A 25,071-nucleotide genomic window follows, 5' to 3' on the forward strand; every position below is an offset into this window, starting at 1 on the left:
TGGATTGATTGGCCTACTAGACGATGTGTATTAACAAAGACCCTGAATCATTGTTCCCACAGGTCCTTCCCTCTGCGGTTGTGCGCCGACAGAATCTAATTCCCGAATATGCACACGAGACGCGGACCCTCGTGTTCATATCCTGAGTCGATCCACCGTTTGAGACAGTGTTCTTCTCTAGATAGTAGACACGTTTCTCCGATTTAGAGTCGAAATAGCCCATTCAGTGAGTCGAAAAAACGAGGACTTCGGGGTCGTGTGTATGCGAATCAGAATCGATGCCAAGGTAGTATGGTCGACACCGATTAGAAAACGGAGTCGATCGAGATCTTCGCTTGCTCGGTCCCGCGGTGATCACCACCGCCGTGCCAGCGCATTAGCGGGAGCTCACTCGAGCGGACCATCTTGTCCTGGAGGATCGTACAGCCCGAGCGCCCATGTGGCCGGTAGACAACGAAGCAGTACCAGCCGTCATGCCGACGGAGCTTCTCGTGGTACTCCCGATAGACCTTCCAGTTTCCCGGCTGTCCGTCACTGTGCTCGTGCATCGTACTCTTGATTTCGACCGGCGTTCCGTTCTGGAACGTCGCATCGTGCCAGCTCGAACGCTCGAGATCGAAGCGACGTTTCTTCGCCATCCGTTTCTCGCAGATCGTACCGAAGTGGTTAGCTCGCTGGGATCGATTCACGCGGACCACGCGCATCGCGCGCCGATATATATACTCCTCCGCTGGTGTCTCGCGGCGATCGCGAGCGATGGGCGATGATTGTGAATAAATGAGCGTGAGTGAGCGCTGGGCGTTGGGCCTGACCCTCTCCTAAAGGGGGGCTGATTCCGGTTTACAGCTTTCCACCCCGACGCTCTCATGCGATCACCTGTTCGACTGTGTTAACCCAGTCGGCCTTTTCGCCGCCCTCATCGATGTCTCGCCACCAATTTGAGACGGTAGCATGACTGTAAGGGACGTATTCGGCGGTTTCGCGGGCCGACATTCCCTGTTGTCGGCAGGTTTCCATTGTCCACGCAGCGACTCTCTTGACCTCGCTTTCGGCAATTTCGGGACCACCGTCGTCACTCGAGGGAGCGGACCACGACCAGTCGGCTTCGTCGTTCGTGTGCGGTTCGAAGTCTGCCGGCGGGATACCCTTCAGCGGCCGCGGATCGACGTCTTTCAGTTTCCCGCCGGTGATCCGCTCGGCGATCAGTGCCTTTCCCTTATCGTTGCGGTCGGGCTTCTTGAGGATCGTACCGACACGCCAGAGGAGCGGATGAATGGAACTCTCATCGTGGCCGATATAGACGAGTGCACCGTTGTACTTGCGGATCTTGAACACAAGCGGCCCCATCAGCTTCCGGACCTTCTGGCCGTCAGCGCCGGTCCCGCTCGCGTTCGTCGAGAACTCATCACCGATGAACAGTTTCGGCTGCTGGGGGTTCGTCACCGGATCGCCGTCCTGTTCGACCCATTCCTCGAGGAGCGGGTAGTTCGGGATCCAGCCGTCCTCGATAGAGCCGTCATCACGAGTCCAGTCATCGTTTCGATCCAGCGTGCGGATATTGCTCGCCACCCGGAGATCGCCGTCGACCCAGCGGTCACGCAGCTGTGTGACGAGACACGCGAGGTTCGTTTTGCCGGCCCCCATCTCGCCGAGGATCACGATCACCGGCGCGGGACCCGCAACGATCTGCCGGAGCCGAGAGATGGCTTTGATGCCGGAGAGGTCAGCCTCTTGGCTCGGGTCACCGATGTAGTGTTTCAGCGTCAGCGTGTCGCCGTTCTCGAGCGCTTGCCGAGCCGCCGCACTGCCCTCCGCTTTCAGGATATCTCGGTTCTTGCCGACCGAGAGATAGTCCGCGGCGGCCTTTCCGTCCCAGCGGTCCGGGTCGTGATGGATCGCCCGCATGGCCATCTGCCGATCGATTTGCTCATCTCTCACGAACCCGGAATGCGGCAACACCTCATCGGGGTCGCGCTTGCGATTGTTGTCCTGGTACTCGCGAAAGCCGCCGACCGTGTAGTTGTCTTGCTCGTCACTCATCGCTACCACCGTCCGCTCGAGCGGGCGAGTCGATCCCGTCGACGGTATCGTACAGTCGGTTCGGACGGGGCCGCGGAGCGTGCTCGCCGTGCTCGAGGATGTACTCGTCTTCGTAGCCGTCGATGTCTTCGATGTCCTCGCGAGCCTTGTCCTCGACATCCGATTTCGCCGCGTCGAAGCGATCCTTGACCGTCGTTTTCGGGTTCATCAGGCCGCGCTCGTCGGCCTCTGCCTCCTGGTTGATTACGTCACTCTGGATTTCGAGCCCCATTTTCGAGATGCGTCCGCGGAGTCGATTCAGTTGCAGGAACGCATCGACAAGGTCGCCGTGGACGTCCTCGAGCATGGCTTTCGAGGTGACGAGTTTCGAATCGGCCATCTGACTCATGTAACAGCCGGTGACCCGGAGTTCGTCCATATCCTCGAAGTGCTCGAACTCGCGGACTTCGTAGGCATCACCGTCGTTGGCGACGTACGGACTCGGTCCGTCGACGGTTTTCTGGTCCCACAACTCCGGCGCGACGTAGTATTTCTCGCGGGTGTCGGTAACGCCGTTGATGTGATAGACTGTTTCTCGATGGCGGTTGCGGAGTTTCTCGGCTCCAACGGCGAATAGACCGAACAGCGGCGGGCCGAGTAGCATCAACGCGACGGCGATCCCGACGGCGATCGGCGGCACGCCCGGCACCGACGGCCGGACCAACAACAGCAGGATCCCGACCGAGATCGCCACGCCGAGGACGAGAAGTTGCGCTTCGGCGATGATGTACGTGAGTCGATCCTTCCAGTTCCCGAACGTCGTGCTAAGGTTCCTGTCGCTCATGCTTTCTCAACTCCCTTCGATTCGGTGCGGACGACGTAGAACGCCCCGAGCGCGGCGAGTGCGACTGTCATAATGACGCCCGTGAATAGTCCGCTCGCCCCGCCGAGCGACCGAAATGGGTCCTCGTTCCCTGACATTCCGCTCGATAGACGGATGGTTCCGCCCCGCGTCGAGACTGAGACGGCCGAATCCCCGTTTATCGACGCGACCGAGAGACTGATTTCGTTCCGTCCCTCCGATAGCTGGTACTCTTTTTCGGGAACCATCGTCGCTCCCTCCTGCTCGATTCCAGCGAGCGCGTCGCTCACGATCATCGGCTGCCGTTCGTCCGATTCGATCACCATCTGAGCGTCGCCGTCGCCGATATCGAACTCGGCGACCCGTGTCTGATTGTCGATCGCTATCTGCTCAAGGCCGGCCTGGTTGCTCTCGTTACCCGGAGCGCTCTGGTTACCCCCGTCCTGCGCGCCCACAAGGCCCACGCCCATGCCCATACTCATCGACGCGATCGCGACGACTGCCAGCGCCAGCACTACCCGCGTGCTTGAAAACAAAAAACGAGTCATGGTTACAGAATCTCCTCGCCGAGATCTCCGACCAGCGATGCAACGACCGCGATGATCGCGACCAGGAAAGCAGCGCCGAGCCACATATCGCCGCCGCCGTCGGGAACCCAGCCACCGGCACCGCCGAGTAGCGAATCATCCTCTTGCTCTTCTGCCTCTTCTTGCAGCCGAATCTTCTCGTCTCGGAGTTGCGCAATTTCTTCCTCGAGCGCGGTCACGTCGGCCGTCTGGTTATTCTGACTCTCGGGCTCGAAGTTCTCGACTTCAGTCCCGCTCGAGTCGGTGACTTCGACGACCGTGAACGGCGCTTCGATTTGGTCGAACTGGCCACTGCCGGACTCGTCGTTGTAAGCGATATAGAACGGTTCTGCCCAATCTCGCGGATCGTACCGCTGGCCGCTGTTGAAGCCGGTTTCGGATGCCTCGAGAGACTCAACGGATGTGCTTGGCGTCGATAGATCGCCGGACGCATCATAGGACCATGTGCCATCTCCATTATCCGTGATGTCCGCCGCTGCGATATCGACAGACTCCCCGTCAGTCGTGGTAAGGGTGTAGCTCTTGCCGTCGATCGGCGCGGTTTCGGTCGTCACGACTCCCGACGAGATCGACGCCGAATCAGTCAGAATGCCGGGGTTGCGATCGGTGAACAGATCACAGTCAAGGGTCACTGTCTCGTCAGACTCAGTGTCTTCTATCTCGAGCGTCACCGAAAGCTCGGCCGTCGTCGGAATCCCCATCATTGCAGCGTGTGCGGACTGTCCAGCGGCGTTATCGTAGTCCTGATCTAGTTCAGTGGACGCCGTGATTGGGTCCACAAGGTCCTCGGTCGGGATGTCTCCGGCATCGTACTCAGCGTACACATCGCTCACGAACCCGGAAAGTTCCGAAGTCACCGAGTCGTGAGCGTCCAGTATCGATCCCCATGCAGCCGTGAAACGGTTTGCGTCGTAGTTGTCCGGTATCTCACCAGATGTTTTGTACCTGATTACCTCCCCATCTGAATCTAAGAAACACACAGGGAAGTTGTACTCGCCGAACTCGTCAGCCGGATCAATACCGAAGCCGAGGAAGTCGATATCCCCCGATCTATTCTTGTCCCAATCCGGGTTGGCTCCGTTGACGCCCGCGAAAAACGAATACTCAGCAGTGTCTCCGTTCAGAAGCTCCACCTCATACGTTTCGAGACTCTCCGGGCTGTCCGTGATTGAATTAGTAGTGTCTTTTCCATGGTAGAAAACATCGGCCAGCGCGGCGTCATCGTGGGCTTTGAGTTGTTCGAAGTCGTGATGAATTTGCTTTGTCTGCTGGTCAACGTGGGTGAGAAGATTCTCTTGAATCGACGCATAGTAGTCCTTCACCGCCGAATTATGCGCATTGGTCGCTGCTGCTTCATCATTTCCCGCGTTCATTTCCTTGATGATCGCCGCCTTTCCCTTGGCAAGACCGACGTTCTCCGAGTTGGAGATGTTATTCTCGATGCCAGTCATCACCCGCTCGTCAGCCGATTTCATCTCGGTCACTCCCAACGCAATCTCCTTCTTGAGTGCGTCCGCGCCGGTATAGCCAGAATAGTCCCTCGAATCGCCGAGGAACGTCTCAGCACCTTCTCGAGTGAGATAATAGCCGGCGTATGCCGGGCTCGCGGCACCCTTCGCGAGCGTCGAGAGATCGTCCGCGGCCACCCGACCGACCGGAGAGAATTGCGGCGCGGCCTGCGACCCCGCGCCGATCGCGACGAGCGAGCCGCCCGCAGCGGCCGAGCGCCGGAACAGGTCACGCCGAGTCATCCCGTCTGAATCGGTGGGCCGTGGGCTTTGGGCCGCCATCAGAGCCACCCCCCGATAGAGAGGATAGCCATCGCACTTCCGATCCAATTCCACCCGTCAGTGTCTCTTTTGATTGTTTTCGTCATTTAAATCACTCTGTGTAGGATATCCACGCCGTTGCGAACGACACTAGCACGGTCGCACCGAGAAGGAACCAGTCGTTGCTCGAGAGCAGATCCCCGAATGCGGGCACGAACTCGAAGACGATCGGAAAGAGCAGCGTCCCGACGATCGTCCATTTTTCCATGTCTGAGTAGTTCGCTCCGTCGAACTCGTTGGTCCAGAGAATCCAGACCACCGAGACCGTCGCGAGGATCAGCGGCACCGAGAAGTTCGCCCCTCCTGCCGAGTAGAAGGTCGAACTGAAGTCGTAGCCACCGAGAATGTTGAGGTTCAGGGTCCAGACCCCGAATACCATACTCGCCATCGTGGGGTAGACCCACAACGCCGCATAGTCGATCTTATCGATAACGTCTCTTGCCATTGTGCAACAACGAAGCGGCAAACCCCGCTCTCCGAAAACATCAGTAAAAAATAGGCTCAGCAAACTTTATGCCAAGGCGGGTTGCCGCCCGCTGCATGGCGTTGAACAAACTCAGAAAGTTAGATCAGAATTCGGCAGGCGTCACCCTACCGAAAGATGACCTCCGACTCGAGGGACTACTCGACGAGGCTGGCGAGATCGCTGGTGAACATCACGTCCATATCCGTCACGTCGACGATGGAAAATGGACTCTTGAACTCGTCGAGGAGATCAATGCATGAGTGAGACTCTTGGAATCCAATCTCTGAACCGGACCCCGTGGGGTTGCGCTCAGATGTATCGGGAGACCTCGATGTATGCACCCTGTCGTGGGCGTTGGGCCCGCGCGGTGCATAGAATCGGGACCGACCCAGCCGGCCCCCGCCGTGATCACGCCGGGACTCTGTCCCCCATTCATAAAGGACCGACCAGTTGCTCACCCACGAGCGACGCGAATCAACCTCCCGTGCATACCCTCGCTTAAACCATGACCAAGCGAACCAGTCTGAAACTCACCGACGAACGCCAGCGGAAACTCGACCGCGCGAGCGTGATCGTCGCCGAAGACGAGTACGACGACCCGCCGATGTCTGTCGTGATCGATGCCGCGCTCACGCACCTAGTCGAGAGTGAACAGAATATCGACGACGCTCGAGGTGAGATCAACCCGGAGGTTATTCAGACCGTTGCGAACACGTCCGTGATTGGGTTGAGATACCGGACCTCAGTCGAAAGTAAATACCGCTAGTCCGGTTTTTGCAGCGATTCATACATCCACATCTGTTTCATAATGGATCTGTGAGATTGTATCTTGAGAGATAAACGCATAGTCGCCTAGTTCATATTCATTGATCTTCTCACCTTCGTCGTTTCGTGCGATTTTCAGAGGATATTCTAGCAAGATATCTTGACCATGTGGCTCTTGATCTACTGTGTATATTTCACCCCAGATTTCGTCCCCTTCGTGTGTAAAAATCGTGACTTGGGTAGGTTCATTAGCATTTTCCGTAGCTAATCGCCAAACTGATTCATTTCTAACATCGTCGCCTCGGTGAATCATCCAATTCAAGAAATGGCCGACCAGGTAGCCATTGATTATGGAGACAGGGACTGTGAGTAGATATATCCCTGCTAGTACCACTGATTCGACGTTACTAGGAGTTGGAATCCAAAATTTGCCGCTTAGGAGTCTGATTACGATTGAGAAAAGAGTGATACTAACTGATAAAGCGAATCCACTTCCTAAGACAGTGTAGATTCCTTTATCAAAGTTATCGAATTCTGAAGTTATCTTTCCAAAATGTCTAGTAAGTTTATATGTTATGAACCCCGGTGCTAGCAAGAGAAGTGAATAGATTAAACCAAACGACGGCAGCGAAACAACCATCTCTACTCATCTGATTCTGTATTATCAGATGACCCGTTTTCCGATTCCAATGTGGTAAGTACTTCCGCTCGAGGATCCTCGTCAGATGTTTCTAGAACCATCGATTTAAGAGCCTCTTCTTCACCCTTTTTAGATTCACTCTGTTTTGACTTATCGGAGGTTTCGTCATCACTCATCTGACTCACCTCCATCCTTTTCGATGTTCTGGGATCACTCTCAGATGTTTTGACACTTCGCATTACCGGTTAGTCCATGCGTTTCGTCATTCTCTTTCTTATCATCATCATCTGACTCACTGTCTCCACTGTTCGGGATCTTCATCTGATTTCCGATCTCTGCTTTTCGTCCTGAAAGACCACTCATCGTCGCCTTCTTCGCTGTTCTTTGTCTTTCGCCATGTTCTGGATATCACCTCCTGAAGTGTTCTCAGACCAAGTGAAGTGATTGTACAATACCCCATTGACGCTACTCAGATCGTTTTCTCTAATCTCCCGTAGGTATCTCCCCGATCAGTATCTGATATCGGCATCTTCGATTTTCAACGAGATCATGCTCTGTAACGCTTTCAGCGCTAGAAGTGAGAGTAGATCAGGTATAGGCATTACAGCAGGCGATGGATTTAGGATCTCTGGATCTGCCAAGACCAGAATACGATAGTCTCGCGAGACATCCAACTGGTCGTCTCGAATGACACGGTAGCCATGACTCCGTGGAAGATATTCCATCAATGACACAGTACGGACAATAACACGATCCGTGATAGATTAGTCATAGGAGATGGATGGAGGCAACGGAAGCCAGACGGACCCGCCGCTGCCCGGTCGGGTCCTCGAGAGAAACGCGGACCCGGTGTTAGGGGCACCGGCCCGCCTGGTTTCCGTAACTCAGCTACGGAAGCATGCATTCGCACGACGCTACGGGGGATAAAGCCCCCGATCGACCGCATAGTACAGCCCGCGGCCCACAGCCTACGGTTCGAACTACTTTCACTCGTCCTGACTGTCTCCCGCAGTGGTCGCTCGCTCGAGAACGGGCGGAAATCGGGAGGAACACGCTATTTGGGATAAAGTTTCACTTTCACCGTGCGTCCAAGGATTTGCCCTTTTACACGGCAGTCCGTCAGTCGGCCGTGATGTCGCCGAAGACGACTATCCAGGTTGACGACGAGATTGACCGGTGGAAGTGGGTCTGTCCGCGCGGCCACCGCCAGTGGGAGCCGACGAATCACCACTTTTGGTACGCGACGTGCGCCCGCGCGAACGACGACGAGGCCGAGCCGGAGTTCGACGAACTGCGAAACAAAAAGACCGACGAGACGGTCCACCGCGACAAGTTACGGTTGCTCGAAGGCCGTCGTCCCACGGAGGGATCGGCATGACCTCCGACGAGTTCCTCGCCCTGGAGACGCAACTCGAAGCCCTTGAGCGCCAGGCCGACGCGGCCGAGCGACAGACGGCGGCGATGGAAGCGATCGCGACGGAGATGCGGTACCAGAACGCGGTCCTCTGTGAGATGGTCGCCTGTCTCGACGATCTCCCGGCTCGCGTCGACGATCATCACATGCCGGACCACCCGCCGCACGATCGGTTCGGGCCCGCACTCCAGACGTGGGTTCACGATCGCCTGTTCGAACGCGACCAACTCGAGGACAACGACCCCGAGTTCCGCTGGGGGAGTCCGGAGAACTGGGAAGGGAGTGATCCAGAGTGACTACACCAGAGGACATGACGCCACGCGAGGCGTGGCACCGGTATCTGGATGGCCGCCGTACGGAGATCACTGAGGAAACCGCGTCGACGTACCATTATCGGCTGAAGCTGTTCGTCGAGTGGTGCGAGGAAAACGACATCGAGACCGTGTCGGAGCTCAACGGGTGGGTGCTCGATCAGTACGAGAGTGCCCGCTCTGGGGAGGGAATCGCCGCGACGACGCTCCACAACGAAATGGAGACGATCGAGAAGTTCGTCGAGTACCTGGAGCGAATCGAGGCCGTCGACGATGGGCTCGCGGATCGGGTGAATATCCCCGATGTCCCTACGGATCAAAAGTCCCGTGAGACGAAACTCGAGACCGATCGGGCGCTCGAGTTGATCCGGTACTATCGCTCGAGCGAGCAGGCGGGCTCGCGAAACCATGCGCTGCTCGAAGTCGCATGGCACACGGGTGCGCGGTTGGGCGGACTCCGGGCGTTGGATCTTCGGGATTTCGACGCCAGTGAGCAGACGCTCGAGTTCGTTCATCGGCCGGAGACCGACACGCAGCTAAAGAACAAACACAACGGAGAGCGGATCGTTGGGATTCGCGACGGCGTTGCAGAGACGCTCCAACGGTATATCGGCTCCGACCGATGGGACAAACACGATGATCATGGCCGACAGCCGCTATTCTCGTCGCTGCAGGGCCGCCCGTCGACGAACACGATACGTGGCTGGATGTACACGGCGACGTTTCCGTGCGTCCACGGATCTTGTCCGCACGGTCACGATCCCGACGACTGCGAGTTCCGGAGCCATACCCACGCGAGCAAGTGTCCGTCCTCGAGAGCACCCCATCACGTTCGAACGGGTTCGATTACGTGGCATCAAGACCGGAGCGTGCCGCGCGAAGTGACTGCGGAGCGGGTAAACGCCTCACAGGACGTTATCGATCAGTTCTACGACAAGGCGACGAAGCGTGAGCGGATGGAACTGCGACGCCGTCCGCACCTCGAGAAACTCGAAATAGAATGAGAGACATGATCTTAAAATTTAGCGATACGATCGGTGCTCAGTCAGGCGATTATTCCGTTAGTTCAATGCCGGGCGATCCCATATTACTGCCGCGAGCAAACCTGCGAGCGGCAGCTATCGGACCGAGCCCGGGTTTGAAGGAAATCGAGGCTCTGCGCGAAGCGCAGGTTCTCGGGCGTGGTTCAAAACCCGAGGGATCCCACTCGTTCTATCGCGAGCAAATTCGCGAGTGGTGAATGCGTAACGATCGGCCGATTTGAATCAGGAAGTGGAGTGAAACGGAACGACTGTGGTTCGAAATCCGGGCAATCCACGACATGTGTTCAAGCCGGCGCAGGTTGCTCGAGTCGAATGAACGAACCGTCACCGCAGACGCAATCTTCGCTCGTCCCGAGCGGGCGGATGGTGCCGTCCGACGTGATCTCAGCGACGAGGATCGCACGACAACTCTCGCATCGAACCGCGGCTCGCGTCTGATCGGAGTGAGTCGACATGGATATGGATGAAGATTCTACGCGGCTATCACTGTCGCTCCAAAGTATGAAGGTGTGCGATTCAGGTCCCGTTTCCGAAGCGGCCGAAATGAGCAGTGTGAGCGCTGAAAGAGTCTGTTTCCATTATTTTATCGACGAAACTGAATTGAGTTCCGAATCGTCGGGAAATCGGACGGTCGCTCGTCGAGACTACGCGAGGAATTTGTCGTCGAGGTAAATCATCCCTGCGGCGACGAGGCCGACGGGAATCGCCATGACGATCAGTGGAACGAAAATCTCGCCGAGTTCGAAGAGGTCGGAACCACCGCCGCTACTCGTATCCGCACTGTCGGTACTCGGTATCAGCAACACGGTGACGAGGACGCTAACGACCGTCATCGCGACGTATCCGATCGTCCCGCTGACAAAGGCGGTAATCAATGCTTCGCGCGTGTCGGTCATGTGCCGCTGGAGCTGTAACCCGCTAATCGCACCAAGAATCGGTCCGGTAAAGACCATGACTCCGAACAGGACGATCAGAAAGAAGCCGATTGCAAGTCCGGCGTCGGCCGACTCCTCGAAGAGCATGCGTATACCGAGCGCACCAGTTAATCCGTACCCAACCCCGACGATCGCGAAGAGCAGCGTTATATAGGTGAGATAGCTCTTGTTCTGTTCGTCCGAAAGCACGTCCGAGACGGGCCGCTCCCGTTTCGGTTGCTGGTGTCGTCCCCCCTCAGGGCTCGAATTAACAGCTGATTCAGTTGTCGTCTCTCGTGACACGATATGTCGTCAAACTGTATTCAGTTAAATATAGTGGCCACGAACCCGACGTCCGGTAAATTATGGCGTCTAACCAATCGAAATCTACGGCCAATTATCTGTCACGGTATCTCTTGACACATAGTCTCCGCGACAGATCGACAGTCGTCTCACCCGCAAGCCCAACGATTTCGGAGGCATCGCTTTTGGCAGAACACATGGCTGATTCCGCCTCGAGAGTCCAGCGATGGCTCATCAATGGAGTCGCGATCACGATCCCGCTGGTCGCGACGCTGCTCGTCGTGCTCGTCGTCCTCGATTTTATTCTGGGCGTGCTCTCGCCGGTAATCTCCGGCGTGGCGTACATCTGGCCCAACGAACCGCCGGTACCGGTAATTCAGTTTGCCACCATCCTCTCGGTGGTCGGCTTCTTCCTGCTGGTCGGGATCGTCGCGGAGCACACGCCCGGAAAGCACGTTTCTAAACGAGTCCATGCGACGATGGAGACGATTCCCGGCGTCAGTACCGTCTATGAGAGCATCCGACGGGCCAGCAAACTCCTGATCGACGACGAGACGGAGCAGTTCCAAGATGTGAAACTCGTTGAATTTCCTCATGAGGGTGCCTACATGCTCGGTTTTCTCACCGCAGAGACGCCGGCAGTGGTCGAGGCGAGTGCAGACGAAGACGACATGGTAACGATCATGGTTCCACTCGCCCCCAACCCTGCCACGAACGGCTACGTCATGCATCTGCCCACGGAGAAGGTCCACGAGGTCGATCTGACCGTCGAGGATGCGTTTCGATCGATCGCGACGCTCGGCGTCGCCGCCGACAGCCTCGGCGATGGGGAGAGCGGTGACGAGTGAATCACGCGAACGATCATCCTTTTATTCGACAGCTGATACCAAAACGAATTGGCCGTGATTACATTACGTCGGAGACGAAAGAAGGAGATGGCCACGTGCCCTCCCACGGGAATACGGGACACGGCGTGTTGAATCCACATCGGCCCGTCACGACGAGACAGGGAGACGGGTCGACGTGGCCCGAAATCGTCCGCTCGATTTCTCAGACGATTACCGCCTCGACAGCGACCCACCCAGTCACCGCGCTACCCCGAGTGATGTCGAGTTTTCGAGCGATTCGAGGCTGCCTTCGTGCTCGGTCACTGGGCATTTGGCGCCGGGGTTTCCGAACCGGGTTCAGTTTCGCCCTGGTATACGACCATTTATACCGGATGGCAGCCCTAGAAAGGTGCAATGGCGCAAGCGGGAAATTCCGAACTTGTCGACTCTTTCGAGCAGTTCTTCCGCAACTACTACGACAGCGAGATCAAGCAGCTTGCCCAGCAGTATCCTAACGAACAGCGGTCGCTTCACGTCGACTGGCAAGACCTCTACCGGTTCGATCCCGACCTCGCAGATGACTTTATCAATCAGCCCGAACAGCTCCAGCGCTACGCCGAAGAGGCGCTGCGGCTATACGACCTGCCGATCGACGTGAGCCTCGGCCAGGCTCATGTCCGGATCCGAAACCTCCCCAAGACGGAGTCCCCCGAAATCCGGGAGATCCGCGCCCGGGACATGAACTCCCTCGTTCAGGTCCACGGCATCGTCCGGAAAGCCACCGACGTCCGTCCGAAAATCGAGGAAGCTGCCTTCGAGTGCCAGCTCTGTGGCACCCTCTCTCGTGTCCCCCAGTCCAGCGGTGACTTCCAAGAGCCCCACGAGTGTCAGGGCTGTGAACGACAGGGGCCCTTCCGCGTCAACTTCGACCAATCCGAGTTTATCGACTCACAAAAGCTCCGGGTGCAGGAAAGCCCCGAAGGACTCCGCGGCGGGGAGACCCCACAGGCCCTCGACATCAATATCGAAGACGACATCACCGGCGAGGTCACCCCCGGCGACCACGTCTCCGCGACCGGCGTCCTCCGCCTCGAGCAACAAGGCGACCAACAGGAGAAGTCCCCCGTCTTCGACTTCTACATGGAGGGGATGTCCGTCGAAGTCGATGAAGAGCAGTTCGAAGACATGGACATCACCGGCGAAGACAAAGAGGAGATCGTCCGCCTCTCGAGTTCCGAGGGCATCTACGAGAAGATGGTCGCCTCCATCGCGCCCTCGATCTACGGCTACGATCAGGAGAAGCTCTCGATGATCCTCCAGCTGTTCTCGGGCGTGACGAAGCAGTTGCCCGACGGCTCGCGGATCCGCGGTGACCTGCATATGTTACTAATTGGTGACCCGGGTACCGGGAAGTCCCAGATGCTCGCGTACATCGAGAATATCGCGCCGCGAGCCGTCTACACCTCCGGGAAGGGCAGCAGCTCGGCGGGACTTACCGCCGCAGCCGTTCGCGACGACTTCGGTGACGGCCAGCAGTGGAGCCTCGAGGCCGGTGCACTCGTGCTCGCCGATCAGGGGATCGCGGCGATCGACGAACTCGACAAAATGCGTCCGGAAGACAGGAGCGCCATGCACGAGGCCTTAGAGCAACAGAAGATCTCGGTCTCGAAGGCAGGGATCAACGCCACCCTCAAATCTCGCTGTTCGCTGCTAGGGGCAGCGAACCCCAAGTACGGCCGCTTCGACCAGTACGAACCCATCAGCGAGCAGATCGATCTCGAGCCGGCGCTGATCTCGCGGTTCGACCTGATCTTTACGGTGACGGACACGCCCGACGAGGAGAAAGACCGTAACCTCGCCGAACACATCATTACGACCAACTACGCTGGCGAGTTGACCACCCAGCGCGAGGAGATGCCCTCGCTGGACGTCAGTACCGACGAGATCGACGAGATGACTGATCAAGTCGATCCAGAGATCGACGCCGAACTCCTGCGGAAGTACATCGCCTACGCCAAACAGAACTGTCACCCGCGGATGACCGAAGCGGCCCGGAACGCGATTCGAGACTTCTACGTCGATCTCCGTTCGAAGGGGACCGACGAGGATGCGGCGGTACCTGTTACGGCCCGCAAACTCGAGGCGCTGGTCCGGCTCTCGGAGGCCAGCGCCCGCGTCCGACTCTCGGATACGGTCGAGCAGAGCGACGCCGAACGGGTCATCGAGATCGTCCGCTCGTGTCTCCAAGACGTCGGGGTCGATCCCGAGACCGGCGAGTTCGACGCGGACATCGTCGAGGCCGGGACCTCCAAGTCCCAGCGCGACCGGATCAAGAACCTCAAACAGCTCATCAGCGATATCGAGGAGGAGTACGACGACGGCGCGCCGGTCGACATTGTTATGGAGCGGGCCGACGAGATCGGGATGGACCAGTCCAAAGCCGAACACGAGATCGACAAGCTCAAACAGAAAGGCGAGGTCTACGAGCCGAGTACGGACACACTCCGGACGACGTAGCCAAGCACCCTCATAGACGACTGTCCATCGCTGTGTCGCGCCGCTCGAGGGCGACTATCGGCTGAAACAGACGGCGTCGCAGTCATACGAACAGCGATCGCGACGATAGAATCGCCGAGTGGGTGGCCCTCGCCGGTCGTCAGGACCGACGGAAGATCAAGAGGGCACCGAGGAGTGCAACGACACCGGCCGTCACACCGAATCCGGGGAGACCATCATCGTCGCTGGTCTCGCCATCACTGCTGGAATTACCGTCGGTGGTGCTATTGCTGGCCGTTTTGGTTTCCGACGTCTCGAGCGTGATGGTTCGGTTCGTCGTCTCGTTCGCTTCGATCGCTACCGTCTCCGTGGTTCGGCGATCGGACGTTATGACGGACACTTCATACTCTCCGGGCCTGACGTCATTCTCGAACGTCCCATCGTCGTCTACGGTAACGACGAATTCGCCGGGTGCACGGAGCCGTGCTTGGCTGAACGGGTCGCCGTCTTCGTCGGTGATCGTGCCGGAGAACGTTCCCGTAGTTGTTTCATTGATATCTGACGTATTGAACGTGAAGTTCTGTCTTGTCGTTTCATTGGCCTCGACAGTGACTGTATCCTTGGTATAGAGGTTGGGATCCTCCGTTGTGACAGCAACGTCGTACTCTCCGGGCTCGAGATCGATTTCGAACATCCCGTCGTCGTTCACGTTAACGACGAATTTGCCGGGTGCACGGAGCCGTGCTTGGCTGAACGGGTCGCCGTCTTCGCCCGTAACTGTTCCCGTAAACGTGCCCGCCGTCTCATTAGTCTCGTCCGCCACGACGGACTCGACGATTGGGTCGTGAGTCTGTACGCGATCGGAATCGCTCTCTGCAATCGTAACGCCGCTTAACCCACCAGCCGTGATGGAAAGGGCGGCAAGTCTAATCCGTTTCATTACTCTAGATAGAAGTTGGAATACAATAGTAATTAAATCCTTAATCTTTCAGTCATTCGAACATGACCCTTCGAGAGATCAGCGGAGAGACCCTCAGTAAGAGGGAGCCGACTAAAGATATCTCTGGGTCCACTGATCGAGACCGAAACCGTCCGTAACGGACGGACCGTCGCTGAAACCGCGTGTTCAGAGTTCGTCGATGTTCGTGACGGTTGATCGAATCGTCACCGCCGCAACGTCGGCGACCGCCGCTGCCGCGGCCTGAGTCAGTGACGGCCACTCCTCGCGTTCGCCGGCGGCCCTGTAGAGACAGCCCGCAGCGACTCCGCTGGGATTGCGCCCGCCGATCAATCCCGCCTCAAGCAGGGCGTCGACGTGCTCGCGGGCGCGGCGCTCGACAGCCGACCCGAGGTCGAGTTTCGAGGCATACCGCGGCAGGTACTGCGTGGGATCGATCGGGCCCGTCGGCAGCCCGAGTTCGCGGTTCAGAGCGTCGTATGCGACCTCGAGTTCGTCGCTGTCAGCGCGTGCGATGTCGGCAATCTCATCGGTCGTCCGAGGGACCGAGCGTGTCCGGCAGATCGCGTAAATAGCGGCAGCGGCGAACCCCTCGAGCGAGCGGCCCTGAAAGAGTCCCTCGGACTGGGCGGACTCGAAAAGGGCACAGGCCTGCTCCCTTGTGGAATCGGGCAACGAGAGCAAGGCAGTAATCCGCCTGATTTCGGCGAACCCGTACACTTGGTTTCGTTCAGCTTTCGATGAGATCCGTGCGCGATTGTGCTCCCGTCGTAACCGCGCAATCTGTCGGCGTTTGCGACCGGTGAGCCGAGAGCTGTAGCTCGAGTCCGAGCCGGACCCATATCCAATCTCTGTCGAAAGCCCCCGATTGTGTCTCGAGCGAGTAAGCGGTGCGCCGGTTCGTCGCCGGTCGGTGTCACCGTCCTCGAACGATCGCCATTCAGGTCCGCGGTCGATCACATCTTTCGCAGAGATCAACCCGCATTCCTCACAGACGATTTCAGTACCCCTCTTCCGTAATCTGCCATCGCACTCAGGGCAGATTGCAGCCGAATCGGCATCCGCCATTAGTTATTGGCCCCTATATTCAGTTTCTTTCCCTTTCGTATTTAAATTGTTGGAAGCAGTGAAGAATCAGAGGGGGCAGTGCAGACCGAACGAGGATGGCTATCGACCGACGAGCCGCGCCAACAGGGTTCGAGACTGCGAGTCCGGCGGAGAAAGCGACGATCCCGATGGCTCGTCTCGAGACTCCAGTAGGCGTTCGTACTGATCGATAACAGCCTGTCGACGGTTTTCGCTCGTTTCTAACGCGTTCTCGAGGGCGGCGATCCGGGTGTGGAGCCGCGTTCGTTCGATCTTGTAGGAAAGCGGCGGTTCCTGACGGTCCGAGTCGAGGGAGGGCCGTCGCGACGGGCTGTCGCTGCCTCGATCCGACCCGATGGTCGAATTCGAGCGATCGATTCGAGCCCGTTGGTCAGCGGGGAGAGTGAAATCGGGGCCTCGTTGTTCGGCGGACATGGGACGCTTTCGGGTTCGGTACCGATCCGGAAAAAGCTCAGTCAGTCGGGTGTCAGACACGTCTGACGCGGGTCGTGCGTCCGAACGACGCTACTCTGTGAGATGGTCGAGAACGCCGTCGGATCTATTGATCCGACGAACTCTCACTCGCGAGGCTGGCGAGAACGCCCTGCGTGTCGGCCGGCACGGATTCGGGTTCGCTGCCGGCAGCGGCCGCGGCGTCGGGATCCTTGAGCAGGTGGCCGGTAGTGAGACAGGCGACACGTTCGTCATCCTCGACGATCCCCTCGGCGCGGAGCTTTCGCAGGCCAGCGACGGAGGCGGCGGAGGCAGGTTCAACGCCGATTCCCTCGCCGGCGATGTCGCGTTGGGCCTCAGTGATTTCCTCGTCAGAGACCGCGACGGCGGTGCCGCCGGTCTCGCGGATGCCGGGCAGGGCCTTCGGCGCATTGACCGGGTTCCCGATTCGGATTGCCGTTGCGCGGGTTTCGACCTCCTCCCAGCGGCGGACCTCATCGGCCCCGTTCTCGATGGCCTCGACCATCGGTGCGGCACCTTCGGCCTGAACGCCGGTCAGTTTCGGTACGTCGCTCTCCGCGAGTTCGCCTGCCTGGACGAGCTCGCGGAACGCCTTGTACAGCGCAGCGGTGTTGCCGGCGTTGCCCACCGGGAGCACGATCCGGTCCGGGACGGTATCGTAATCCGCGAGGAAGCCCTCGAGGATCTCGAGGCCGATCGTCTTCTGGCCCTCGAGTCGGAACGGGTTTAGCGAGTTCAGCAGGTACGCCTCGCCCTGCCCCGCGAGTTCCTGGACGATGTCGAGGCAGGCGTCGAAGTTGCCGTCGACCTCAAGGATGCGCGCGCCGTGGAGACTCGCTTGGGCAATCTTGCCGGCGGCGACCTTGCCAGCGGGGAGGAGCACGAGCGTCTGCATCCCACCGCGGGAGCCGTAGGCGGCCAGCGCGGCGCTGGTGTTGCCCGTCGAGGCACAGGCCAACCGACCCACGTCGAGTTCCGCCGCGACCCGTACGCCGACGGTCATCCCGCGGTCCTTGAACGACCCCGTCGGGTTCATCCCCTCGTGTTTGATTCGCAGGGCCTCGATGCCGATCTCGTCCTCAAGTCGGGGGACCTCGTACAGCGGCGTCGCACCCTCTTGAATCGAAACGCCAGAATCGAATGGGAGCGCGTCGGCGTAGCGCCAGACACCCTGGCCTTCGAAGTCGTCGAAGGTGGGCAGATCGGCGTAGCGGACCTCGAGCAGTCCGTCACAGTCGTCACAAGTGTATCGGACATCGTTGAAGGGAGCGAACGTCTCGCCGCACTCGATGCACTCGAGCCAGACGCCGTCCGCGGCGTCGGCAGGTCGTTCCGGCTGGTCGGCCGAGAGACTGAGACTCATTGTCGGTCAGATGAAGGCGACGTGCAAAAAGCAAGTGGATTCGGCAGTGGGACGGGTCACTGGACGCCGTCGTCGAATCCGTTAGTCATGCGTTCGCCGGTGTCGATCCGGGGCGAGTCGGGCATCACTGCCCAGTAGACGGACAGCGCTAACGGGAATTGTCTTCGCCGAGGAACGGTCGGATCCGCAAACGGGAACCCGGATCCCGTGGTCGATAGTCGATACCCCACCCTCTCATCGCCGTTACAGCAAGATCATCGCGATCAGGGCCGCTGGGACCAACAACATGAGAACCGTCGCAAGTACCAGTCTGAACAACATGGTTCAATCGAGCCATCGATCAGCCCCTGTATAACGGCGATAGATGGTTCAATCATCCGAATATACATCTGATTATATAAATAGCGGATTGACTGGAGAAACAGGTAGTTTCTTTGCGAGTCCGGTGAGCACCGGTCGAGTAGGGATCGACAACTGCGAAGTCGGCGGTCACTCCCGACGCTCTACTCGAGCAACCAGCTCAACAGCGCCTTCTGGGCGTGAAGGCAGTTCTACAACCCACCTTTTTTCGTTCGGGTTCGTTCCACTCACCACTCACGAAAAAATCTGTCCGGCGAGAGCGAAGCCCTCGCTGACCGTCGCTTCACTTCGTTCAGCGAGAGACGAAAAAGCCGCCCGCTCGTTTCACTCGCGGTCGGTGCTACTCGAGCAACCAGCTCAACAGCGCCTTCTGGGCGTGAAGGCGGTTTTCGGCCTGATCGAAGACAATCGACTGGTCGCCTTCGATGACCTCGTCGGTAATCTCCTCACCACGGTGGGCCGGAAGGCAGTGCATAACTGACGCTTCGGGGGCGTGCTCGAGCAGGTCCGAACAGACCTGGAACCCCTCGAAGTCGTTCATGCGGACGTCGCGTTCGTCCTCCTGACCCATACTGATCCAGACGTCGGTGTAGATGACATCCGCGTCAGTGACCGCCTCGACGGGATCAGTCGTGACCGTCGGATCGCCGCCGAGTTCGCGGGCGCGTTCGAGCACATCGTCGTCGACCTCGTAGCCCTCGGGCGTCGCGACCGTCAGGTCGATGTCCGTCAGCGCAGCGCCGAGCGCGAACGATTGGGCGACGTTGTTGCCGTCGCCGATCCAAACCGCTGAAACATCGTCGAATCCACCCTCGTGTTCGCGGATCGTCAGCAGGTCCGCGAGCGTCTGGCAGGGATGGGCGTCATCGGTGAGACCGTTGACGATCGGCACCGAGGAGTACTCCGCGAGCACCTCGATGTTCTCGTGTTTGAAGACGCGGGCCATCACGGCGTCGACGTACCGCGAGAGTGCACGCGAGGTGTCTTTCAGCGGTTCGCCCCGGCCGAGCTGGATGTCGTCTTCCCCGAGGAAGATCGCGTGTCCGCCGAGTTGGGTCATGCCCGTCTCGAAAGAGACCCGGGTACGGGTACTCGCCTTCTGGAAGAGCATCCCGAGGGTCTGCCCGGATAAGTCGGCGTGGTCATCGCCGGCTTCGACGGCGCGTTTGTACTCGTCGGCTCTGTCCAGAACTGTGAGCAGTTCCGCCTCGGAGAGGTCATCGACGTCGAGGAAATGTCTCGGCTGCGTATCGTTCGTTGCTGTTGTCATGGTCTGATAGCTCGTCTGAAAATCCTATTGCTCACTGAGCGTCCGCGCGACGCGCTCGAGGACCGATACCGACTGGTCGAACTCCGACAGCGGCAGTCGTTCATCGGGCGCATGATCGAGGTCCGAGTTGCCCGGGCCGTAGGTGACCATCGGACAGTCCCAGGCCCCGGCGTAGATGTTCATGTCGCTCGTCCCGGTCTTTCGCACGAGGCGGGGATCGCTGCCCTCTTTCCGGATGGCAACGCGAAACGCCCGTGCGACCTCGGTTCGCGGGCTCATCATCACCGGCGGGACCTTGTCCTTCCAGGTCACGGTCCCGACCTCGAGTTTGGCCTCTGCGGCTTCGCGGACGGTTCCGACGTCGAGTGCCGGCGGGACGCGCAACTGGACGTCCATCGTCGCCTCGACGGAGAGACCGTCGTCGCTGACGCCGCCTTCGATGTCGACCGGCTTGGTCGTCACCTGTTCGAAGACCGGTTCGTACTCGTCGCCCTCGAAGTACTCCTCGACGGCCGACCACCAGCGGACGGCGTGTTGGATCGCGTTCGGGTCTGGCCGGGAGGTGTGGCCGGACTCGCTGGTTGCGACGTAGGTTCCGGCGATCAGGCCGCGGTAACCGAGCGTGATCCCGTCGGCGCCGGAGGGCTCGCCGTTGACGACGGCCTCCGGCGGCTCGTCGCGGTCGTCGGCGAGGTAGCGCGACCCTTTCGAGTCGATTTCCTCGCCGACGACGCCGACGAAGGAGACGCCGGTGCGGACGGCGGCGACCGCCATCGCGGCGAGCGGTCCCGTCGCGTCGACGCTGCCGCGGCCCCAGAGGACCTCGTCATCGCCAGTCTCTTCGACCTCGACGGGGATGTCCCCTGGCACGGTGTCGATGTGTGAGGTCAACAACACGGCGTTGTCCGCCGGCGCGCGGACGTTCCCGACCGCGTCGATCCAGACCTCTCGGTCGTGGGCTTCGAAGAAGTCCACGAGGCGTTTGGCCGCCTCGCGTTCCTCGCGGGTGGGTGAGGGGATCGAAACGAGATCGATCACCAGCTCTCGGGCGTCCGCGGCCGTTACGTCCATCGGTTCGCTCGAGCTCGCGTTCATGATTCGGTGTCGGATGCGACGACCGCAGTCAGCGCATCTACGAGTTGGTCCGCCTCCGCCTCGCCGATCACGAGCGGTGGCAGCAGGCGCAGGACGGTTCGACCCGCGGGCAGCGCCAACACTTGATGGTTCATCGCCAGATCACGGGCAACGCGGTTCGCGCCGCGTTTCAACTCGAGACCGATGAGCAGGCCGTCGCCGCGGACCTCACGCACCTCGTCGCCCAGCGCCGCCTCGAGTTCGTCGACGAGATAGCCGCCGACGTCGGCGGCGTGGGCGGGCCACTCCTCCTCGACCAGCGTCGAGACGGTCGCGTGGACTGCAGCGGCGACGACAGGGCCGCCGCTGAACGTGGCGTTGTGCGAGGCCGCGCCGTCGGCGATCCAGTCCCGAACTGCGACCGCGCCGACGGGCAGGCCGTTGCCCAGGCCCTTCGCCGTCGTGAGTACGTCGGGCGTGACGCCCGCGTTCTGGCAGGCCCACATCTCGCCGGTGCGTCCCATGCCGGTCTGGACCTCGTCCAAGACGAACGCTGCGCCGGCCTCGTCGGTAACCTCGCGGGCGGTCTCGAGGTAGCCCGCAGGCGGGACATTGATCCCGCCTTCGCCCTGGATCGGCTCGAGGATGACTGCAGCCGTCTCGTCGTCCACGGCAGCCGCGAGTTCTTCGCTGTCACCGTAGGGGACGAACTCCATATCGCCGGCGAGAGGTTCGTAGGGCTCCTTGTACTTGTCCTTCCAGGTCGCCGCGAGCGACCCCATCGTCCGGCCGTGGAACGAGCGGGTCGCAGCGACGATCTTCGACTCACCGGTCGCCGACCGGGCGAACTTCAGCGCGGCCTCGTTGGCCTCAGTCCCGGAGTTGCAGAACCAGGCCTGCTCGAGTCCGTCAGGCGTCGCCGCGACGAGCGCGGCGTAGGCGTCCTCGCGCGCCTGAACGGGGTACGAGGAGTCGATAAAAGTCAACTTTCCAACCTGTTCTTGAACGGCCTCGACGACTACGGGATGGCTGTGGCCCAGCGGCGTGCATGCGAAACTCGCACCGGCATCGACGTACTCCGTGCCGTCGGTGCTGTAGAGGTACGGACCCTCGCCGCGTTCGATGCCGATTGGCTTGCCGCCGGAGACGAAGTCGAGGTCGCTCATTCTGCGGCCTCCGTTTCCGCTTCGTTTTCGTCCTCGTCCTTGAGCGCGCCGGGCTCGAGCGTCGTGCCCTCACCTTCGAGCGCACTCGTAATCGGCTCGTCAGCGTTCGCTGTCGCGACGATCACCGACGTCGCACCGCCCTCGAGCGCTTCCTCGGCGGCCATGACCTTCTTCGTCATGAAGCCTTCCGCGGCGTCCTTGACGGCCGAGAACTCGTCGGGCGTCGACGCCGAGTCGATTTTGGTCGACTCGTCATCGGGATCCTCGTAGATCCCCGAAACGTCCGTGAGGACGACCAGATCGGCCTCGAGAGCGCCCGCGACTGCGGCGGCGGCGCGGTCGGCGTCGGCGTTGACCGCCGTGTAGCCGCCCTCCTTCTCCCTCCCGAGGACCGGGACGGAGACGACAGGTGTGTAGCCACCGTCGAGGGTCATCTCGAGCAGGTCAGCGTTGACTGACTCAATCGTGCCCGAGTGGTCGCCGCGCTTGATCTTCTTCTTGCCGTCCTCTTTCACGCGGACGGCGGACTTGCGCTTGCCCTCGAGTAGTTTGCCGTCCGTCCCGGAGAGGCCGACTGCGTTCACGCCCTCGTTGTGCAGGCTCTCAACCAGATCGGTGTTGAGCTTGCCCGGCATGACCATCTTGAAGACGTCCATGGTGCGCTCGTCGGTAAAGCGACCGACGACGCCGCCGGGCGTCTCGACGTAGGTGGGTTCTTCGCCGAGTTCCTCCAAGGTCTCGTCGACGGCGGTCGAACCGCCGTGGACGACCACCACGTCCTCGCCGTCGTCGACGAGGCTCGCGACGTCAGCGAGCGCACCTTCGGGCTCGACGGCGCGTGCGCCGCCGATCTTGACCACTACTGTCATTTACGGTGCCCCCACGGGGTGGAGCCCCGTAAACTCGAGTCCAGCCGTCTCCTCGAGCCCCAGCGCGACGTTGGCGGCGTGGACCGCCTGTCCCGCGGAGCCTTTCATCATGTTGTCGATCGCCGAGAAGACGACGACGCGCTTGTTCGAGGGGTCGAGTTCGAAGCCGACCTCGGCGAGGTTGGTGCCGGCGACCGCTTTTGGTTCGGGGTAACGGTAGACGCCGGAGCCGCCGGCGGCCATGCGGACGAACGGCTCGTCCTCGTAGCAGCTTCGATAGGCCTGCCAGAGGTCACCCTTCGAGACGGGTCCCGACGGGAAGACGTGGTTCGTCGCGCTCGCGCCGCGGATCATATCCACGGCGTGGCAGGTGAAGGCGACCGAGGTATCGAGGAACTGCTCGATCTCGGCCTCGTGGCGGTGGCCGGTCGGCGCGTACGGACGCACGACGCCCGAGCGCTCCGGATGGCTCGAGGCCTCGCCGCCGCCTGCGCCCCCTTCGGAGGAGCCGACCTTCACGTCGACGACGATCTGCTCGCCGCCCTCCAAAATATCGTGTTCGAACAGCGGGTAGAGCCCGAGAATCGTCGCGGTGGCGTTACAGCCGCCGCCGGCGATCAGGTCTGCCCCCTCGAGGTTTTCGCGGTTGATCTCGGGAAGGGCATATTCCGCCTTCTCGAGGTACTCGGGAGCCTCGTGGCCGTCGTACCACTCTTCGTACTGGGCCTCGCTCTCGAGGCGGAAATCCGCCGAGAGATCGACCACGGTATCGGCAATGTCGAAGAAGTCGTCGATCCGACCCATAGAGACGCCGTGGGGCGTCGCCACAAACAGGACGTCGACGCTCTCCAGGTCCTCGGGTTCGGTAAAGCGCAGGTCCGACCCTCGCAGCGGTGGGTGGACGGAGCCAACGCTCTTGCCGGCCTTCGAACGGCTCGTAACCTCCGTAATATCGACGTTCGGATGGCCGGCGAGCAGTCGCAAGAGCTCGCCGCCGGTAAACCCGCTCCCGCCGATGACGCTCGCGGTGATCGTCTCGGCGTTTTCGTCCGCACCGGTCTCGGTGCCGACCGCCATCAGGCGGTCACCTCGAGTTCCTCGTCGGCCGCGGCAGCGGCCGTCTCTTCGAGCCAGTCGACGACGGTGCCGGCGACGTCGGTCTCGACGGCTCCGTCGAGCGCTTTGAACTCAACCGTGTGGTTGACCTCATGGACAGTATACCCGTCTTCAGTTTCCATCAGGTCGATACCAAGTAGGCCGCCGCCGACGGCGTCGCTCGCCTTCTGGACGAGGGCTTTCGCTTCTTCGTCCGGTTCGAAGACGTCCGTCTCCGCACCTTTAGCGGCGTTGGTGATCCAGTGGTCCGACGAGCGGACCATCCCGGCGATGGGCTCGCCGTCGACCGCGAGCACGCGGATGTCCCGTCCGGGCTTCTCGACGAACTCCTGGACGTAGAACACCTTGTGTTCGTAGTGGCCGAGCGTCGCCTTATGCTCCAGAATGGCCTCTGCGGCCGACTCGGAGTCGATCTTGGCCATCAAGCGGCCCCACGAGCCCACGACAGGTTTGAGGACGCACGGATAGCCGAAGTCCTCGATGGCCTCCATGGCCGTCTCCTTCGTGAAGGCGACCTTCGTCGCGGGCGTGGGAACGCCCGCCTTCTCGAGCGCGAGGCTGTTCTTCACTTTGTCAGCACAGATGTCCGCGGTCTCGTGGCTGTTGACCACCGGGATACCGTAGGCCTCGAAGAACTGCGTGGCGTACAGGCTCCGGCTTGTGGCGAGACAGCGGTCGACGACGATGTCGAGGCCATCGAACGCTTCGGGCGCTTCCGAGATGTCGAAGGTCTGCTTGCGAACGTCGATCTTCGTGATCTCGTGATCGCGTTCGCGAAGCTCGTTGAGGAGGAGCTTCTCGTCCTTGCGAATCCGTGAATAGAGTATGCCAACGTTCACGCGAGCCACCTCTGAGTGGA

26 protein-coding genes are annotated in these 25,071 nt (G+C 60.1%); 7 read left to right on the plus strand and 19 right to left on the minus strand.

The annotated features are described in order from the left end of the window. Window positions 1-305: 305 nt before the first annotated feature. The 6 genes from K6I40_RS17880 to K6I40_RS17905 all read right to left on the minus strand — a co-directional run bounded on the left by K6I40_RS17880 (window position 306) and on the right by K6I40_RS17905 (window position 5,742). Window positions 306-689 (minus strand): hypothetical protein, encoded by a 384-nt coding sequence (locus tag K6I40_RS17880; protein ID WP_222915042.1) that lies wholly within the window; start codon window positions 687-689, stop codon window positions 306-308. Between the two features lie 175 nt (window positions 690-864). After that, a complete protein-coding gene (locus tag K6I40_RS17885) occupies window positions 865-2,040 on the minus strand; it encodes a hypothetical protein (RefSeq protein WP_222915044.1) in 1,176 nt (391 codons plus the stop codon). Next, complete coding sequence (locus K6I40_RS17890; protein ID WP_222915046.1) at window positions 2,033-2,863, minus strand: hypothetical protein; 831 nt, start codon at window positions 2,861-2,863, stop codon at window positions 2,033-2,035. Before K6I40_RS17890 ends, K6I40_RS17885 begins: the two co-directional genes overlap by 8 nt. Next, complete coding sequence (locus tag K6I40_RS17895) at window positions 2,860-3,429, minus strand: hypothetical protein (protein ID WP_222915048.1); 570 nt, start codon at window positions 3,427-3,429, stop codon at window positions 2,860-2,862. The genes K6I40_RS17890 and K6I40_RS17895 overlap by 4 nt, the downstream gene beginning before the upstream one ends. A 2-nt stretch (window positions 3,430-3,431) precedes the next feature. Next, window positions 3,432-5,258 carry a hypothetical protein gene (locus tag K6I40_RS17900; protein ID WP_222915050.1) on the minus strand — a complete coding sequence of 609 codons (1,827 nt, stop codon included), beginning with the start codon at window positions 5,256-5,258 and terminating at the stop codon, window positions 3,432-3,434. A 91-nt stretch (window positions 5,259-5,349) separates the two neighbouring features. Beyond that, window positions 5,350-5,742: a hypothetical protein gene (locus K6I40_RS17905; protein WP_222915052.1), complete on the minus strand. Its 393-nt coding sequence runs from the start codon at window positions 5,740-5,742 to the stop codon at window positions 5,350-5,352. 95 nt (window positions 5,743-5,837) lie between these two features. Between K6I40_RS17905 and K6I40_RS17910 the strand changes: the two genes are divergently transcribed. Next, entirely contained in the window at window positions 5,838-6,023 is a 186-nt protein-coding gene (locus K6I40_RS17910) for a hypothetical protein (protein WP_222915054.1), read from the plus strand. A 245-nt stretch (window positions 6,024-6,268) separates the two neighbouring features. After that, complete coding sequence (locus K6I40_RS17915) at window positions 6,269-6,529, plus strand: hypothetical protein (protein WP_222915056.1); 261 nt, start codon at window positions 6,269-6,271, stop codon at window positions 6,527-6,529. A gap of 18 nt (window positions 6,530-6,547) precedes the next feature. Here the strand turns inward: K6I40_RS17915 and K6I40_RS17920 are convergent, their stop codons facing one another. Both K6I40_RS17920 and K6I40_RS17925 read right to left on the minus strand, forming a co-directional pair. After that, window positions 6,548-7,168, minus strand: coding sequence for a DUF6338 family protein (locus tag K6I40_RS17920; RefSeq protein ID WP_222915058.1), 621 nt, complete (start codon window positions 7,166-7,168; stop codon window positions 6,548-6,550). Between the two features lie 2 nt (window positions 7,169-7,170). After that, complete coding sequence (locus tag K6I40_RS17925; RefSeq protein ID WP_222915059.1) at window positions 7,171-7,344, minus strand: hypothetical protein; 174 nt, start codon at window positions 7,342-7,344, stop codon at window positions 7,171-7,173. 956 nt (window positions 7,345-8,300) lie between these two features. Between K6I40_RS17925 and K6I40_RS17930 the strand changes: the two genes are divergently transcribed. Genes K6I40_RS17930 through K6I40_RS17940 form a run of 3 tightly spaced genes read left to right on the plus strand, consistent with a single transcriptional unit; the run spans window position 8,301 to window position 9,897 of the window. Continuing rightward, complete coding sequence (locus K6I40_RS17930) at window positions 8,301-8,546, plus strand: hypothetical protein (protein WP_222915062.1); 246 nt, start codon at window positions 8,301-8,303, stop codon at window positions 8,544-8,546. Then, entirely contained in the window at window positions 8,543-8,878 is a 336-nt protein-coding gene (locus K6I40_RS17935; RefSeq protein WP_222915064.1) for a hypothetical protein, read from the plus strand. Before K6I40_RS17930 ends, K6I40_RS17935 begins: the two co-directional genes overlap by 4 nt. Next, window positions 8,875-9,897 (plus strand): tyrosine-type recombinase/integrase, encoded by a 1,023-nt coding sequence (locus K6I40_RS17940; RefSeq protein WP_255681695.1) that lies wholly within the window; start codon window positions 8,875-8,877, stop codon window positions 9,895-9,897. Before K6I40_RS17935 ends, K6I40_RS17940 begins: the two co-directional genes overlap by 4 nt. 683 nt (window positions 9,898-10,580) lie before the next feature. Here the strand turns inward: K6I40_RS17940 and K6I40_RS17945 are convergent. Beyond that, window positions 10,581-11,153 (minus strand): hypothetical protein, encoded by a 573-nt coding sequence (locus tag K6I40_RS17945; RefSeq protein WP_222915065.1) that lies wholly within the window; start codon window positions 11,151-11,153, stop codon window positions 10,581-10,583. A 197-nt stretch (window positions 11,154-11,350) separates the two neighbouring features. Between K6I40_RS17945 and K6I40_RS17950 the strand changes: the two genes are divergently transcribed. Both K6I40_RS17950 and K6I40_RS17955 read left to right on the plus strand, forming a co-directional pair. Beyond that, window positions 11,351-12,001: a DUF502 domain-containing protein gene (locus tag K6I40_RS17950; RefSeq protein WP_222915067.1), complete on the plus strand. Its 651-nt coding sequence runs from the start codon at window positions 11,351-11,353 to the stop codon at window positions 11,999-12,001. Between the two features lie 393 nt (window positions 12,002-12,394). After that, window positions 12,395-14,497, plus strand: coding sequence for a minichromosome maintenance protein MCM (locus K6I40_RS17955; RefSeq protein ID WP_222915069.1), 2,103 nt, complete (start codon window positions 12,395-12,397; stop codon window positions 14,495-14,497). 139 nt (window positions 14,498-14,636) lie between these two features. Here K6I40_RS17955 and K6I40_RS17960 read toward each other — a convergent pair whose 3' ends face one another. The 10 genes from K6I40_RS17960 to lysX all read right to left on the minus strand — a co-directional run bounded on the left by K6I40_RS17960 (window position 14,637) and on the right by lysX (window position 25,051). Further along, a complete protein-coding gene (locus K6I40_RS17960; RefSeq protein WP_222915071.1) occupies window positions 14,637-15,416 on the minus strand; it encodes a carboxypeptidase regulatory-like domain-containing protein in 780 nt (259 codons plus the stop codon). Window positions 15,417-15,602: 186 nt separating this feature from the next. Further along, complete coding sequence (locus K6I40_RS17965; protein WP_222915073.1) at window positions 15,603-16,502, minus strand: transcription initiation factor IIB family protein; 900 nt, start codon at window positions 16,500-16,502, stop codon at window positions 15,603-15,605. Between the two features lie 99 nt (window positions 16,503-16,601). After that, entirely contained in the window at window positions 16,602-16,955 is a 354-nt protein-coding gene (locus K6I40_RS17970; RefSeq protein ID WP_222915075.1) for a hypothetical protein, read from the minus strand. A gap of 124 nt (window positions 16,956-17,079) precedes the next feature. After that, entirely contained in the window at window positions 17,080-18,357 is a 1,278-nt protein-coding gene (gene thrC / locus K6I40_RS17975; protein ID WP_222915076.1) for a threonine synthase, read from the minus strand. Between the two features lie 700 nt (window positions 18,358-19,057). Continuing rightward, window positions 19,058-19,987 carry an ornithine carbamoyltransferase gene (argF, locus tag K6I40_RS17980; RefSeq protein WP_222915078.1) on the minus strand — a complete coding sequence of 310 codons (930 nt, stop codon included), beginning with the start codon at window positions 19,985-19,987 and terminating at the stop codon, window positions 19,058-19,060. 24 nt (window positions 19,988-20,011) lie between these two features. Next, window positions 20,012-21,082 carry a [LysW]-lysine hydrolase gene (locus tag K6I40_RS17985; protein WP_222915080.1) on the minus strand — a complete coding sequence of 357 codons (1,071 nt, stop codon included), beginning with the start codon at window positions 21,080-21,082 and terminating at the stop codon, window positions 20,012-20,014. Further along, window positions 21,079-22,227: an aspartate aminotransferase family protein gene (locus tag K6I40_RS17990; protein ID WP_222915082.1), complete on the minus strand. Its 1,149-nt coding sequence runs from the start codon at window positions 22,225-22,227 to the stop codon at window positions 21,079-21,081. The genes K6I40_RS17985 and K6I40_RS17990 overlap by 4 nt, the downstream gene beginning before the upstream one ends. Beyond that, complete coding sequence (locus K6I40_RS17995) at window positions 22,224-23,096, minus strand: acetylglutamate/acetylaminoadipate kinase (RefSeq protein ID WP_222915084.1); 873 nt, start codon at window positions 23,094-23,096, stop codon at window positions 22,224-22,226. The genes K6I40_RS17990 and K6I40_RS17995 overlap by 4 nt, the downstream gene beginning before the upstream one ends. Next, entirely contained in the window at window positions 23,097-24,173 is a 1,077-nt protein-coding gene (gene argC, locus K6I40_RS18000; RefSeq protein ID WP_222915087.1) for an N-acetyl-gamma-glutamyl-phosphate reductase, read from the minus strand. After that, window positions 24,173-25,051, minus strand: a complete 879-nt coding sequence (gene lysX / locus K6I40_RS18005) for a lysine biosynthesis protein LysX (protein ID WP_222915089.1) — start codon at window positions 25,049-25,051, stop codon at window positions 24,173-24,175. The genes argC and lysX overlap by 1 nt, the downstream gene beginning before the upstream one ends. Window positions 25,052-25,071 lie beyond the last annotated feature (20 nt).

The sequence above is a fragment of the Natrinema sp. SYSU A 869 genome (assembly GCF_019879105.1).
Lineage (GTDB): Archaea > Halobacteriota > Halobacteria > Halobacteriales > Natrialbaceae > Natrinema.

What these genes read in the sequence shown, in the direction of transcription:
- K6I40_RS17990 (WP_222915082.1), bottom strand. Translation starts at nt 22,227, where the DNA reads ATGAGCGACCTCGACTTCGTCTCCGGCGGCAAGCCAATCGGCATCGAA.
- K6I40_RS17885 (WP_222915044.1), bottom strand. Translation starts at nt 2,040, where the DNA reads ATGAGTGACGAGCAAGACAACTACACGGTCGGCGGCTTTCGCGAGTAC.
- K6I40_RS17890 (WP_222915046.1), bottom strand. Translation starts at nt 2,863, where the DNA reads ATGAGCGACAGGAACCTTAGCACGACGTTCGGGAACTGGAAGGATCGA.
- K6I40_RS17905 (WP_222915052.1), bottom strand. Translation starts at nt 5,742, where the DNA reads ATGGCAAGAGACGTTATCGATAAGATCGACTATGCGGCGTTGTGGGTC.
- K6I40_RS17995 (WP_222915084.1), bottom strand. Translation starts at nt 23,096, where the DNA reads ATGACAGTAGTGGTCAAGATCGGCGGCGCACGCGCCGTCGAGCCCGAA.
- K6I40_RS17930 (WP_222915062.1), top strand. Translation starts at nt 8,301, where the DNA reads ATGTCGCCGAAGACGACTATCCAGGTTGACGACGAGATTGACCGGTGG.
- K6I40_RS17920 (WP_222915058.1), bottom strand. Translation starts at nt 7,168, where the DNA reads ATGGTTGTTTCGCTGCCGTCGTTTGGTTTAATCTATTCACTTCTCTTG.
- K6I40_RS17935 (WP_222915064.1), top strand. Translation starts at nt 8,543, where the DNA reads ATGACCTCCGACGAGTTCCTCGCCCTGGAGACGCAACTCGAAGCCCTT.
- thrC (WP_222915076.1), bottom strand. Translation starts at nt 18,357, where the DNA reads ATGAGTCTCAGTCTCTCGGCCGACCAGCCGGAACGACCTGCCGACGCC.
- K6I40_RS17985 (WP_222915080.1), bottom strand. Translation starts at nt 21,082, where the DNA reads ATGAACGCGAGCTCGAGCGAACCGATGGACGTAACGGCCGCGGACGCC.
- K6I40_RS17955 (WP_222915069.1), top strand. Translation starts at nt 12,395, where the DNA reads ATGGCGCAAGCGGGAAATTCCGAACTTGTCGACTCTTTCGAGCAGTTC.
- K6I40_RS17965 (WP_222915073.1), bottom strand. Translation starts at nt 16,502, where the DNA reads ATGGCGGATGCCGATTCGGCTGCAATCTGCCCTGAGTGCGATGGCAGA.
- K6I40_RS17970 (WP_222915075.1), bottom strand. Translation starts at nt 16,955, where the DNA reads ATGTCCGCCGAACAACGAGGCCCCGATTTCACTCTCCCCGCTGACCAA.
- K6I40_RS17910 (WP_222915054.1), top strand. Translation starts at nt 5,838, where the DNA reads ATGGCGTTGAACAAACTCAGAAAGTTAGATCAGAATTCGGCAGGCGTC.
- K6I40_RS17960 (WP_222915071.1), bottom strand. Translation starts at nt 15,416, where the DNA reads ATGAAACGGATTAGACTTGCCGCCCTTTCCATCACGGCTGGTGGGTTA.
- K6I40_RS17900 (WP_222915050.1), bottom strand. Translation starts at nt 5,258, where the DNA reads ATGGCGGCCCAAAGCCCACGGCCCACCGATTCAGACGGGATGACTCGG.
- K6I40_RS17895 (WP_222915048.1), bottom strand. Translation starts at nt 3,429, where the DNA reads ATGACTCGTTTTTTGTTTTCAAGCACGCGGGTAGTGCTGGCGCTGGCA.
- argC (WP_222915087.1), bottom strand. Translation starts at nt 24,173, where the DNA reads ATGGCGGTCGGCACCGAGACCGGTGCGGACGAAAACGCCGAGACGATC.
- K6I40_RS17925 (WP_222915059.1), bottom strand. Translation starts at nt 7,344, where the DNA reads ATGAGTGATGACGAAACCTCCGATAAGTCAAAACAGAGTGAATCTAAA.
- K6I40_RS17950 (WP_222915067.1), top strand. Translation starts at nt 11,351, where the DNA reads ATGGCTGATTCCGCCTCGAGAGTCCAGCGATGGCTCATCAATGGAGTC.
- K6I40_RS17915 (WP_222915056.1), top strand. Translation starts at nt 6,269, where the DNA reads ATGACCAAGCGAACCAGTCTGAAACTCACCGACGAACGCCAGCGGAAA.
- argF (WP_222915078.1), bottom strand. Translation starts at nt 19,987, where the DNA reads ATGACAACAGCAACGAACGATACGCAGCCGAGACATTTCCTCGACGTC.